Annotated in this window: 11 protein-coding genes; 6 read left to right on the top strand and 5 right to left on the bottom strand. The window is 61.9% G+C overall.

The genetic code is table 11. The features are described 5' to 3' along the window. Positions 1-52 precede the first annotated feature (52 nt). Both NO934_RS03270 and NO934_RS03265 read right to left on the bottom strand, forming a co-directional pair. A complete protein-coding gene (locus NO934_RS03270; protein ID WP_309162246.1) occupies positions 53-985 on the bottom strand; it encodes a TAXI family TRAP transporter solute-binding subunit in 933 nt (310 codons plus the stop codon). Between the two features lie 35 nt (positions 986-1,020). Next, positions 1,021-1,698 (bottom strand): TetR/AcrR family transcriptional regulator, encoded by a 678-nt coding sequence (locus tag NO934_RS03265; protein ID WP_309162244.1) that lies wholly within the window; start codon positions 1,696-1,698, stop codon positions 1,021-1,023. Between the two features lie 423 nt (positions 1,699-2,121). On the opposite strand from NO934_RS03265, the gene NO934_RS03260 reads away from it, so the two are divergent. From NO934_RS03260 to NO934_RS03245, 4 genes are read left to right on the top strand one after another with little or no spacing between them, the layout of a single operon-like run. After that, positions 2,122-2,919: a glycosyltransferase family 2 protein gene (locus tag NO934_RS03260; protein WP_309162243.1), complete on the top strand. Its 798-nt coding sequence runs from the start codon at positions 2,122-2,124 to the stop codon at positions 2,917-2,919. 24 nt (positions 2,920-2,943) lie between these two features. After that, positions 2,944-5,118: a glycosyltransferase family 2 protein gene (locus tag NO934_RS03255; RefSeq protein ID WP_309162242.1), complete on the top strand. Its 2,175-nt coding sequence runs from the start codon at positions 2,944-2,946 to the stop codon at positions 5,116-5,118. A 9-nt stretch (positions 5,119-5,127) separates the two neighbouring features. Continuing rightward, positions 5,128-5,985 carry a polysaccharide deacetylase family protein gene (locus NO934_RS03250; RefSeq protein ID WP_309162241.1) on the top strand — a complete coding sequence of 286 codons (858 nt, stop codon included), beginning with the start codon at positions 5,128-5,130 and terminating at the stop codon, positions 5,983-5,985. A gap of 36 nt (positions 5,986-6,021) precedes the next feature. Further along, positions 6,022-6,336, top strand: coding sequence for a hypothetical protein (locus tag NO934_RS03245; RefSeq protein WP_309162240.1), 315 nt, complete (start codon positions 6,022-6,024; stop codon positions 6,334-6,336). A 3-nt stretch (positions 6,337-6,339) separates the two neighbouring features. Here the strand turns inward: NO934_RS03245 and NO934_RS03240 are convergent, their stop codons facing one another. The 3 genes from NO934_RS03240 to NO934_RS03230 are packed head-to-tail and all read right to left on the bottom strand — an operon-like array spanning position 6,340 to position 11,380. Then, positions 6,340-8,217, bottom strand: a complete 1,878-nt coding sequence (locus NO934_RS03240; protein WP_309162239.1) for a hypothetical protein — start codon at positions 8,215-8,217, stop codon at positions 6,340-6,342. Then, positions 8,214-10,448, bottom strand: coding sequence for a lipopolysaccharide biosynthesis protein (locus NO934_RS03235; RefSeq protein ID WP_309162238.1), 2,235 nt, complete (start codon positions 10,446-10,448; stop codon positions 8,214-8,216). The genes NO934_RS03240 and NO934_RS03235 overlap by 4 nt, the downstream gene beginning before the upstream one ends. Next, positions 10,448-11,380: a glycoside hydrolase family 16 protein gene (locus NO934_RS03230; RefSeq protein ID WP_309162237.1), complete on the bottom strand. Its 933-nt coding sequence runs from the start codon at positions 11,378-11,380 to the stop codon at positions 10,448-10,450. Before NO934_RS03230 ends, NO934_RS03235 begins: the two co-directional genes overlap by 1 nt. 211 nt (positions 11,381-11,591) lie before the next feature. Between NO934_RS03230 and NO934_RS03225 the strand changes: the two genes are divergently transcribed. Beyond that, the gene (locus NO934_RS03225; RefSeq protein WP_309162236.1) at positions 11,592-12,107 is read left to right on the top strand and encodes a 2Fe-2S iron-sulfur cluster-binding protein; all 516 of its coding nucleotides are present in this window, start codon (positions 11,592-11,594) and stop codon (positions 12,105-12,107) included. Beyond that, positions 12,094-13,080 carry a xanthine dehydrogenase family protein subunit M gene (locus NO934_RS03220; RefSeq protein ID WP_309162235.1) on the top strand — a complete coding sequence of 329 codons (987 nt, stop codon included), beginning with the start codon at positions 12,094-12,096 and terminating at the stop codon, positions 13,078-13,080. The genes NO934_RS03225 and NO934_RS03220 overlap by 14 nt, the downstream gene beginning before the upstream one ends. Positions 13,081-13,086: the final 6 nt, after the last annotated feature.

Raw genomic sequence — 13,086 nt, 5'->3', positions numbered from 1 at the left:
GCAAAAGCGGCGCACCGCTTTTGCCCTTCGCAAGCGCGATTGAGTGGCGGAATTACTGTGCCAGCTCGTCGAAATAGAGCTGAGCGCCCTGATGAAGCGGGATCGGCGTGTTGACCGCGGTTTCAACGCTGATATTGGCCGCCTCGGGGTGGACCTGCGCGAGCTGGTCGAGATTGTCGAACAGTGCCTTGGTGATGGCGTAGACCTGTTCGTCGGTCGCGAACTGGCTGGTAAAGAGCGTCGCGGGATCGTTGATCACCAGCACCGGTTCGGACTGGTCCTCATAGGTGCCCGCCGGCATCTCGTAGACCTGATAGAAGGGGAATTCCGCCAGCATTCCGCCGACGGCTTCCTCCTCGATCGGGATCAGCTTCATGTCGCGCTGGGAGCCCAGATCGATCAGGGCCGCGGTCGGGGCACCGGCCAGCACCACGGTGGCGTCGAGCTGGCCGTTCATGAGCGCAGCCGTGCCTTCGGTGTAGGAGAGGAACTGCGCGTTGGCCGGATCGAAAACGCCATAGGCTTCCATCAGGCGCTGCATCAGCACGGCCGAGTTGGAGCCCGGAGGGCCCATATTGACGCGCTTGCCGGCGAGGTCCGCCATGGTTTCGATGCCGGTGTCGGCAGTCGTCGCGATCTGGAGCACGGCCGGGTAGAGATAGGCCATGGCAGCGACGGGCAGGGGTTCTTCGAACGGACCTTCGCCCACGCTCGCTTCATAGAGCGTCGAAGACGAGGAGAAGCCGAAGGTCATCTGGTCGGCGGTCACGCGGCGGATGTTTTCGACCGAAGCCCCGGTCACTTCGGCGCGCGCCGTGGCGTTTTCCATGTTCTGGTTGATCACCTCGGCCATGCCGGCCCCGATGATGTAAAACAGCCCGCCGGTGCCCCCGGTGCCGATGGAAATACGTTCCTGGGCGAGGGTGGGCGTGGCCATCAGGCCAAGCGTGAGCCCGACGCCCGCGAGCATTTTGACTAACTGCATTTTAGGAGAACCTCCCAAGTTCAATGATGGTGGCATTATGCCGCGTGGCCCGATTTCTGGTCGTGGCCGTGCTTGGCCAGAGCGCGGAAGCTGGCAAAGCTGGCTTCCACGATCTGGTTGACCGCCGCTTCGCGGTCGTTTCCGTCCACCGCGCCATCTGAAAGGCGGGTGACGCGTTCGGGGTTGATCAGGGCGTAATAGAGCGCTCCGAGCAGAAACTGGCTGCGCCAGACAAGGCCCTCGCGATCGGCATCGGGAAGGCACTCGGCAATGGCATCGAGAAAGGCGCGGCTGGTGGTGTCGAAGGCACCGGCGATGATCGTGCGGGCATCTTCGTTGCCTTCCGCCGAAAGGACGGCTCGCATGCGGGTGAAATCCGCCCCGCCGCCGTCGAAGTCCGATGAGGAGGAAAAGGCCGGGATCACATAGGCGCGAAGGATCGCCATGAGGCGCTCATCGGCATCCTGAATGCGGCGGGCTTCGCCCAGCAATTCCATACGCCGGTGGTTCATCGGTTCGGTGTGGCGCTGATAGATCTCGCGCAGCAGCACGGCCTTCGAACCGAAATGGTAGGTGAGACTGCCGACATTGGCATCGGCGGCCTTGGCGATCTCGCGCATTGAAACGGCATTGTAGCCGTTCGACGAAAACAGCCGGACCGCAGCGGAAAGCAGCGCTTCACGCACATTGGCTCGAGACAAGGCTTCCTCCATTCGTACATTCGTACGATTTATTTGTACAAATGTACAAATCGAACCGGAGAGTCAACCGTGATGTTGCAGCGGCCACAGGCGGGAAGAAGCGGGGCAAGGGGGATATGGCGGCGGCAGGCTCTTCATGCCTCACATCCCGTGTCACAAGTTTTCATCGGAAATGCGAGGTGACGGATCGGTCTGGGCGGCAGAGAGCATATAAATGTATATATATACTGCTAACGAGCTAAATCGAGAAACATATTTACTTACATTTGCTATATATATTAAATTAGTTTTCACCTGTATTTCTGGTGCACGTAACTAACTTCTGCGATCTCGGCTGTTATGGAATCGCCCGCCGTCGCGGTGTGCTGAGCGCGCTCTTCGAGTAGTAAGCTTAAGAGTATTGTTCTGTTCTACATGACTGCCTGAGGGGCTCAAATGAAGATCGAGCTGGATCACCGTATTCAAAAAAGGAATTCTGCAGATCCTGGCTTCATTAGGAAGAAACACAGGAACACGCCTGTAATTTCTGTAGTTATTCCTGCGATGAACGAGGCAAGGAATTTGCCGCATGTCTTGCCGCTCATTCCCGGTTGGGTGGATGAGGTCGTTCTGGTGGATGGAAACTCGCAAGATGACACCGTCGCCGTCGCGCAGCGATTGATGCCAGACATCGTTATTGTAGGGCAGGACAGGCCCGGCAAGGGGGCTGCGCTGATGTCGGGCTTTCGCGCCGCAAGAGGCGAAATCATCGTGATGCTCGACGCGGATGGCTCCACCGATCCCCGCGAGATACCGGCCTTCGTCGGCGCGCTGCTTTCGGGCGCAGATTTCGTCAAGGGCTCTCGCTTTTTGCAAGGTGGTGGCACGCTGGACATGGAGTGGTACCGGCGGTTGGGCAATTGGGGGCTCGTAAAGCTCGTATCCCTGCGGTTCGGCGGGAATTTTTCCGATCTTTGCTATGGCTACGCCGCCTTCTGGCGCGACGTTCTCGACCGCATGTCGCTTGATGATGCCGTGGGCTTCGAGATCGAAACCAGCATGAACGTTCAGGCGCTGCTCTCCAATCTCAAGATCACCGAGGTCGCCAGCACCGAGCAGCGGCGCATCCACGGCAAAAGCAACCTGCGTACAATACCGGATGGATGGCGTGTGCTGACAACCATCATGCGGTTGAGCGGCCGGCCGCAAAGGGAACTGCCAGGCCTGGACGTCGCAAAGTCTCAACAGAACTGACTGCTGGGCCCGGGGATGTCTGAAATGGAGAAGGTTTCAGTCGTCATCTGCACCCACTCAACTTCCAGGCTGCCTCTTATGCGCGATGCGTTGGCATCGGTTCAGACCCAGACGCGCCCCGCCCATGAGATTATCGTCGTTGTCGATCACAACCAGACAGTGGCGGACGCCCTGGCGTCCGATGACACCAATGTCCGGGTGATCTCCAATACCGGCCCCCAAGGCTTGTCCGGCGCGCGCAATTGCGGCGTCGCGGCGGCCACCGGCGACATCATTGCCTTTATCGACGATGACGCGCGGGCCGCCCCCGATTGGCTTGAAAAGCTTCTTGAAATCTATCGTACCCGCGATGTTTTGGCCGTCGGCGGCTACATCGAGCCGGTTTGGCCAGGTGGGCGCCCCAATTGGTGGCCGGAGGAATTCGACTGGGTCGTGGGCTGCAGCTATCGCGGCCAGCCCAAGACGGCGGCTTCGGTGCGAAATCTCATCGGATGCAACATGTCCTTTCGCCGGGTGGTATTCGACGTTTGCGGCGGTTTTTCCGAAACCTTGGGACGTATCGGTGCCGATGGCGGCGGATGCGAGGAAACCGAACTTTGTATCCGGGCCCAGTCGGCATTTCCGTTGAGCCGCATACTTTATGATCCCGCCGTCCGCGTCAGGCACCGGATCGATCCCGAGCGCGTGAGCTGGCGCTATTTTGTCAAGCGGTGCCGTGCGGAAGGACGCTCGAAAGCGCTTCTTGCTGCTCGGCTGGGCGGTGGCCAGGGCTTGAAGACCGAAACCCGTTACGTCAGGCGCGTCCTGCCCGCGGGCGTCCTCAAGGGATTGGCCGGCGGGTGGGACGGATTTCTCCGGGCCGGCGCCATCATCGCGGGATTTGCCATCACCGCCACGGCCTATGCTCTCCCGCGCCGAACGCGGAGCAAAGCTGAAGCGGAAGCACCCCCTTTTGCCCCCATCAAGGTCACCCAGTTCGACCTTGCCGAACCGATCGGCGAGCTTGCGTCTGACGACCCCGGAAACGGGCGAATTTATGGAGGTGCCTTCTGCCTCGTGCGTGAACATGACCGGCCGCTCGGCATCGTGAAATTTGCTACCCATGGCCGCCCCGTCGAGGCAAGGGAGTTTTCCGTGCTCTTGCAGCAGGCGCGCGCTGGCGATGAGGCTTCGGTCCAGCCGGCGAAAGTCCTGTTCCATCCGCCAACCGCCCGCGTCGTCGTCGCCACCCGCGACAGGCCCGAGATGCTGGCGAGATGTCTCGATAGCCTGCTGGTCCAGGCCTATCGCCAGTTCGAGATTCATGTGGTCGATAGCGCCCCGGCGAGCAGCGCAACCCGGGAGTTGATCGCGCAGAGATATGCGGGGACCAATATTTGCTACAGGCACGAAGCCAATCCGGGGCTCGGCTTGGCGCATAACCGGGGGATCGCCGGAGCCCGGACCGAGATCTTGGCGTTCACAGATGACGATGTTCTCGTCGATCGCAACTGGCTCGCTGTCATCGGCAACGCCTTTGCCCGCGATGCGCGCATCGGATGCGTGACCGGCCTGATCCTGCCGGCCGAACTCGAAACCCGCGCCCAGTGGTGGACCGAGGCGCATGGGGGCTTCAACAAGGGCTTCACCCCCAGGCTTTTCGATCTCGAGTTCAACCGTCCCAAGGGAAGCCTCTTTCCCTATGCCCCAGGTGCTTTCGGTTCGGGAGCCAACATGGCGTTTTCCCGGGCTGCGCTCGATGCCATTGGCGGTTTTGACCCGGCATTGGGCGCGGGGACGTTGGCGCGTGGAGGCGATGACCTGGCCGCCTTCACCGCGACGATCCTTGCGGGATTCCAACTCGCCTACGAACCGGGAGCCATCGTCTGGCACCATCATCGGCGCACCGAGGAGGGTATTGCAGGGCAGGCTTATGGCTATGGAGTAGGCTTGGGCGCGTATCTCACCAAGACCCTGTTCGATCACCCCTCTTCGGCACTGGCTTATGCACTCGGGCTTCCCGCTGCCCTCGTCCACATCCTGGGACCCGGATCGTCCAAGAATGCGCGACTGCCTTCGGATTACCCATCGGCTCTCAAATGGGCCGAGCGCCGGGGAATGGTCGCGGGATTTGCCGCCTATTTCCGTAGCCGCCGCGCCGTGGCCCGGCGTGCAGGCCGCGAACGTCAACCGCCCCTGATGTCGCAACGCAGTGCTTGAGGAGGATCAGTGACAGTCCCGATCCTGATGTACCACAGCATTGGAAACGACTGTTCGGCGGGCTATCGGCGCTGGATGGTTACGCCTGATCGGCTGGAAAGCCAGCTCAGGGCCGTTCGCTCGCTCGGTTATCGATTTGTCACCATCAGGGAGCTGGCCCATATCAGGCGGAATGGAGGCCTTTACGGGCATCGTCTCGCTGTCGTCACGTTCGACGACGGCCTTGCAGATTTCCTGTCCGGTGCCGTGCCTGTTCTCGAGCGGCTGGGGGTGCCGGCAACCCTGTTCGTCACCACCGGCTATGTGGGTGAAACCGCCCGCTGGCTTGCCGGGCTCGGGGAAGGTGACCGCCCGATGCTGGCCAAGTCCGATATACAGGCCCTTGCCCGTTCAGGCATCGAATGCGGGGCGCACAGCCATACTCATCCGCAATTGGACCTGCTCGATCCCGCGGCCGCTTCCCGCGAAGTGCTGACCAGTCGGGATCTGCTTGGCGATTGGCTGGGTTCGATGCCCAGGAGTTTCGCCTATCCCCACGGATATTACACGCAGGCGGTTCGCGAGATCGTCGCCCAGGCGGGCTTTTCTTCCGCCTGCCGGGTTGCCCATGCCCTGAGCCGGCGGGAGGAAGATCCCTATGCTCTTGCCAGGATCATCATGACCGAACGCATCGACCAGCCGGCACTTGAAAGAATGCTGCGCGGGCAGGAAATCGGTTACGCGCCCCCAAGCGACAGCCTCCCCATCCGCGCCTGGCGCCTGGTGCGGCGGATACAAGGCCTTGCCAGACCGGCGGCATACCTTCCATTGCTGCTTTGCACCCATCCCCACGCGCACACTTTTGCGGATCTGATATCTGCTGTATAACCATGTCGCGATGACACGACCCTCAAGTGGCGATCCGTGGCCAAGATTTTCAATGATGCGGTCTTTGAAGAGTGGCAGGAGCTGGTCCAGTCATGGGAGCGGACCGAGCGCCAACTCGCCGAATTGAAGGCTGCGCCGGATCAATCCCAGACGCAGGAGCGCGAAGCGAAACTGCATGATGAACTTGCGCGTTTGAAGTCCGAGATCGACGGGCTTGTCCAGCGCATGTCCAACGGCCGCGACCGGAGTGGGGAAGAAATGCTCGTCGTCCTGGTCGACACCAAGCCGGAACGCACCTCGTTTGCCTCGATGGTCCGCGAACGTCTCGCCCGCCTGCCGGGAAGGCGATAAACCTCAGCGTGGCGGCGCGGCCCTCTCCGTGGAAGGCTGAAACACGATGGCGTCGGGACCGACGAAAGCGATCTCGACATCGGGCGAGGCGAGAAGCGCCTCCACTACATCGGAGAGATCGGAGTCGGGCAGCGGGTTCATCGCCTCGAAATAGGCGTTCTGGCTGCGCGTGAAAATGGCATAGGCCGGGCCGTCGTGATTGTGCAGCCAGTCTCCCAGAAGTCCCGCCGGGTCCGAGCTGAGCGCGGCCGCAATGGCTGGCAGTTCCTCGGGAAGCGGCACGTAGATCATGTTCTCGTAGTTCTGTAGCTGCCTCGGATAGGTGCTCGCGCCTTCGATCAAGAGGGTATTGGGCTCGGAGGTCTCATAGAGCCATCGGGCGGCGGCAACCTCGCTGTCGGAAAAGCGGTACTGAGCGTCCTTGCCATTGTTGGCGAGAATGAAGGCCGCCGATCCACCCATCAGCAGCAGTGCCAAGGCGAGAGCCTTGAATGGCTGCAACCGGCTTTTGGGCGCGGGAAAAACGAGTGCAGCGGCGAAAAAACTCAGGAACGGCAGGGCGAAGAAATAAACGCGAAACAGAACCTCCCCGCCATATGACGTAGCGATGGCCAGCGGCAATGGCGCCAGGGCCAGCATCGCGGCAATCCCGTCCCGATACCCGCGATGAAAGCGGATGACGCAACCGGCGATCGCCGCAAGGCCGATGGTGGCGACGATGGCTCGGCCGGCCAGTGATACCAGGCGTTGGCTTTCACTGACACTGTTCCAATCGATCACGGCGCCGAACGTGTCCTCGCCGACCGCTCCGAACTCGGCGACAAGCATGGAGAGCATTTGCCCCATGAACGGATCGGCCACGAAAACCAGCCACAGGACCTCGGCGGCAATTGCAAAGAGGGCAAACCCGATAGCAAGGCGACCGAGCAGGAAAAGCCCTGACAACATCGCGATCAAAAGGATTGGCGTGAGCTGATGGCTGGCGACGATAGCAACGATCAGCGAGAGCACCACACCGATGGCCGTCGCTTTCATGGCCGGGGAAAGGGCTCGGGGCAGCACCGGCATGCGGCGCGTCGCCCAAAGCCTCAGCCGCCATATATCAAAATACAAGGCCGGCGCGTGAGGCGAGGGCCTGGGAGGAATGGCGGCAAGGGGTCCGAGACACAGCGCCAGGACGATGAGCAGCAGCAGAAACGCCGTGCCTTGAGGGGAAAAATAATCCTGCCCGACCCAATTGCCGACCACGAAAATGGCCGTTGCCGTCCAGACAAGGCGGAGATCGGTTGACAGGCACCGAAAGATGTAAGGCAGGACCAAAGCGTAGAGCAGATTGAGGCCCAGCGGGAAGAAGCGGCCGATCTGCGACATGGCGATCGGATCGAGCCCGAACAGCTTTCCGAGCCCGGCAAAGACGAGAAAAAATCCCGGCCAATTGTGATAGGCGGCAAGATAGCGCGACCACGGATCGATAGAGCCCGTGCGCTGGATGTATTCGATGACGCCCAGATGCTTCCATGCCCAAGGGTAGCGCAAATTGTCGTAAACCAGCGCCGGCGTTCCGTGCAGCAGAACGACAAGCATCAGGATCAGGGCCAGCGGCGTGAGGCGCCGGGTGGGTTTTTCCCCCAGCGCGATCACGAACCCGCCCGCGATCAATCCCACCGATAGGGCCATGGTCCAGGGCAGGGCGGTTATCAGCCCAAGCCCACCGATCTCGTCCACCGAAATCTCCGGCAGGCTGATTGCCCACAGAACCATCGCCGCCAGCAGGCATGCCCAAGGCAGCAAGGTTCCGGCCAATGCGGCCCCATCGTTGAACCCGAAGGTTTGCCGCGCGCCTGAAAATGGCAGGGACGGCTCGTGAGAAACGCTGCTCATCGTGCCTCCAGGTATCGCTTGACCTGCTGGAGGGGCCAATCGAGGTTGACCGCGCGCCAGGCATGGTTGGTTGCGTAGGCAGCGTCACAATCAAGGTTCCGCGCCAAATGATGGATCCAGGCCAGCAGCACCATCTCGCCCCTGAGGTCGTCCTGCTGCAGCCAGTGCCCGCCCGTGCCTCCGGCGGCAAGCCAATCACGCTCACTGGCCGACCATGTGCCGCCGTTCAATAGATCATGGACGACCGGCCCCAGTTCCTGATCGCGGACCATCATGCGCGTCGTGAGCGCCAGGTGGCAGATGTCGAGGCCCGCAGGGGCGTCCCGGCGCATATGCGACCAGCCCACAATCATGCTCACATGTGGCCGATCGGATGCGCCGGTTTCGAGCAGAAAGCTTTCGGGGACCAGATTGCAATGGGCGACACCCAGATGAAGCTGCCCGCTGGACCAGAATTCGAGCATATGGGCTTCGAGCGCGGCCAGCGCCATGTCGGCTCGAGAGCGATGCCGGCGCTCCAGACGCCGGATCGTCGCCAGCGGGCGGCGGATCCAGGAGTCCGTCCAGGCCACCGAAACGCTCTCCAGCGAGGCCGTCGCTGCATGAATCCGCCCGATAGCCTGCGCCGCCGTCGCCAGGCCGGGAGACGGATCGTCCTGTTCGAGCAAATCCACCAGGGTCAGCCGTTCCGTCCCGGCACGCCAACCGGATCCCGGCGCAGGCGGAAGCAGGTGCTTCAGCCGCGAGAGGCGAGGATCGGAATGAAGCAGGCCGAGATTTTCCTTTTCACCATCGAGCGCCGCGCTTGCCCTACCCTCGATAGCGGTCACCCTATTGGGCGCGCCGATCATGGCGCGAACGATCCGGCCCAACCCGCCCGAGAGGACGACCGCCACGTTGAGCGCCCGGTTCAACCCGAATTTCGAGATGATGCCGATAAGGATAACGATAACCGATGCCGTCTGGGCCAGAAGCCAGGCCATTGCCATGCCGGCTCCGCCCATTTCCGGCACCAGGAAAAGCCCGAGCGAAAGGGCAAGCACAAGGTTCAGCCACTGCACGCCCAGCATCGCGGGCAGCCAATCCTTGGCGCGCGCCACGGCAAGGAAGATCGTCTCCAACGTCCAGGGAATGCACGAGAGCGCCAGAAGCTGAAGAATGACGGTCCCTTGGCCCTGGTATCCGGGCCCGAAAAGCGACATCAGGCCCGGCGCCAGTAGAGCGATGGCGACCGAAACGACCGTTATCGGGAGCACCGCCTGGGCGATGGCCTGTCCAGCCAGCGATGCGATCCGTTCGCCTGCGACCACGCTTTCGGCCAGCAGCGATATACCCATCGAGTGCCCCATCATGTAGATCGAATATGCGATCAACCAGCCGATATAATACTGTGCAGTGGTTTCCGGTCCGGCGTGGTCGAGGACGATCAGCGGCGCCGCGGCGATGGCGATGGTGGGGGCAAGGCCGGCGAGATAGTCGACGCTATAGAAGCGCGCCATCGCCCCGAGCGTGGGCAACGGCCTCCCCTTGGCCGCTCGTTTGGGCAGCAGCTTTGCAAAGACCAGATAGCTCCCCACGACGACCGCCGGGATGACGGGAATGATCCAGGCGGTAAGAAGGCCCAGGCCATTTGCGGCAAACAGCGATGCGCCGGCCAGCGCGCCGATCTTGAGAGCAGACGAGCTGATGGAAAAGACCGGAACCCAATGCGCGGCCCGCAACGCGCTCAGGGTGCTTTCGAGCAGTGAATAAACAGCCCATGCGGCAACGATCACGGCAAAGAACACCGAGAGCGCCCAGGACGCTGAAAGAAGTGCGAGCTCGTCGATGAACCAGCCGGCAGTCCGGGCAAATATCAAGCCCGCCAGAGCCCCCGGAATGGCACCGATGGCCAGGGCTCCGAGCACCAGGCGCTCGGAACCCGGTCCGGTGCCGGGTAGAAAGCGCTGCAGCACATTGTTGAGGCTTAGCCGCGTGATGACGGAGATGGTCATGGCGGTATTGATCAGCACGCTGCCGATACCGACCGCTGCCTGGTCGAGCAGGCGTCCGGCAAGCAGCCAGAACAGAAGGCCAAGCGCCGAGGTCACCACGATGCTCGTCATCAGGGCATAGGCATTGCGGGCCAGGGACGAAGCCATGACCGCGTCAAACATGTGGAAAAGGCGCTCGGATATGGCAGTCAGCAGCGCTCTCTCGCCGGTTTCGCGCTGAATGCCGGGCCGGGGCATCATTGCCCCCTTTGCCAAATTCGGACGTAGTCGATCAGGAACTGAGCGGGAAAGCGCGTGGTTTCGTCGGGCGCGCCGGGCCAGGTGCCCCCGACGGCCAGGTTGACGAGCAGATACATCGGTTCCCTTGGAATGACGGACGCGTCGGTGAACCGCCAGAGTTCGACCCCGTCGAGATACCAGACGATCGCGTCCGCAGACCATTCAAGCCCATAGACGTGGTAGCCCTGCGAAAGATCGCTCACCGTGCGCGAACGGTTGACGCTGCGTCTCTCCCCGCTGCCGTCCTGATAGTGAAGGTGCATTTCGACCACGTTGGGACGGTGCCCCAGCACCTCCATGATGTCGATTTCTGGCAGCGAGCGATGCGTGGAAGGCAAAAGCCATATGGCCGGCCATAGGCCCTGTCCGGCCGGAATGCGCGCGCGCACCTCGACATAGCCGTAGGTGAATGAGAACCGATCCGGGCCGGGGCGCTCCTCGTAATAGCGGCCCGTCGTAATAATTCCCGAAGTATAATCAAATATACGATCATCGATCCCGCGCACCGATTGTTCGCGGGCCGTCAGCTCCAGTGCGCCGTTGCGCCCTGCAATGTTGGCGGCTGTGTACCACTGGTGGTTCTGGTTACCCAGATTGGTGCAGCCGCCATCCTCCCACCAATAGCAATGGGTCCATTTTGAGCCGTCTAGCCGGCCCGTGCCGAACTCATCGGAGAACACCCGGACCCATCCGGTCCCGCCGCTGATCGGCCCGGCCAGGGGGCTTCCAGACGCCGATGGCGGACTTTGCGCCGGGACGTTGGCCGCCGTTACGGGCGCTTGCGCCGCAGGCGTCCCCGTCCGCATGACCGTTGCCAGCGGCGTGCACGAACTTGCGATAAACAAAAAGCTCAGCAGCAAAACGCCCGTAAAAAGGGGAAAGTTTTGCATTTCAACTTCGCCCCTCAAGCAAGCATGATTACCGGACGTGTTTTATGTTTAATAAGGAGTAAACCATATTCAATCGGGGAAAGAAACAGACTCCGGCGCTCACTAAATCCAAAGATTGAGTGCGCCAGCGAGAATGCGAGTCTGCATCTGATGAGGAACGTTAGCCAAGGTCGAGGCATTGGGAGTGAACACCCATCTCCCGAGGCCTCACATGACTCTTACCCTCACCGTGAACGGACAGGACCGCGCGCTCGATCTTGATCCGCGCACCAGCCTTCTAGACGCCCTTCGCGATCATCTCGACCTTACCGGCACCAAGAAGGGCTGCGACCACGGCCAATGCGGCGCCTGCACCATCCTGGTCAATGGCCGCCGCATCAATTCCTGCCTCACGCTGGCGGTGATGCATGAGGGCGACGACATCACCACCATCGAGGGATTGGGCACGCCCGAGGCGATGTCGCCGCTCCAGGCCGCCTTTGTCACCCATGACGGCTATCAGTGCGGCTATTGCACGCCGGGCCAGATCTGCTCGGCCACCGCCATGCTTGGGGAGATCGAAGCGGGCTGGCCCAGCCATGTCAGCGAGGACCTGCTGGCCGATCCCGAGCTGACCGAAGCGGAGATTTCCGAGCGCATGAGCGGCAATATCTGCCGCTGCTCGGCCTATCCCAACATCGTCGATGCCATTCGCCAAGTGGGAGGCAGCCGCGATGAGGCCGTTTGATTACCAGCGCGCCGAAAGCATCGGTGCCGCCGCCGGCCTGGCCCGAGATGCCCGCAACGCCCGCTTCATCGCCGGCGGCACCAATCTTCTCGATTTGATGAAGCTGGAGATCGAAACGCCCCAAACGCTGATCGACATCTCTCGTCTGCCCCTCGACACCATCGAGGAGACCGACGATGGACGGTTGCGTATCGGCGCGCTGGTCACCAATGCGGATCTGGCCGCCGACCACCGCGTGCGCCGCGATTATCCCGTGCTCTCTCGCGCTCTCCTGGCTGGTGCCTCGGGCCAATTGCGCAACAAGGCGACGACGGCTGGCAATCTGCTGCAGCGCACCCGCTGCTATTATTTCTACAACCCCGCCATGCCCTGCAACAAGCGCGAGCCGGGTTCCGGTTGCGGCGCGCTGGAAGGACACAACCGCATCCACGCCATCCTGGGCGCAAGCGAACACTGCATCGCCACCCACCCCTCCGACATGGCAGTCGCCATGATGGCGCTTGAAGCGGAGGTCGAAATCCTCGGCGGCGGCACGCAAAGAACGATCGCGCTCGAACAATTCTATCGTCTCCCCGGCAATACCCCGCATATCGAAACCGTGCTCGAGCCGGGCGACCTTATCACCGCCGTCGTGCTCCCGGCGCCCATTCCCGGCCGGCACAGCTACCGCAAGGTGCGCGACCGCGCCTCCTACGCCTTCGCGCTGACCTCGATTGCCGCCATCGTCGATTTCGATGGTACGACGATCCGTGACATACGGCTGGCCTTTGGCGGTTTGGCGCCGATGCCCTGGCGCGACCGCGATATCGAAGACCTGCTGCGCGGCAAGGCGCCCTCCGATGCGCTATGGGACCAAGCCGCCGATACCCTGCTCGCCGACGCCCGAGGTTACGGCGAGAACGACTTCAAGCTCGCTCTGGCGCGACGGACGCTCGCCGCCGTTCTCGACCAGGCCTGTAACGGAGGGCGCTGAGATGGA

The organism is Pelagibacterium sp. H642, assembly GCF_031202855.1.
In the GTDB taxonomy this organism is placed as follows: domain Bacteria; phylum Pseudomonadota; class Alphaproteobacteria; order Rhizobiales; family Devosiaceae; genus Pelagibacterium.
Note: the sequence above shows the minus strand (reverse complement) of the source record. Positions and strands in the feature narration are given on the sequence as shown.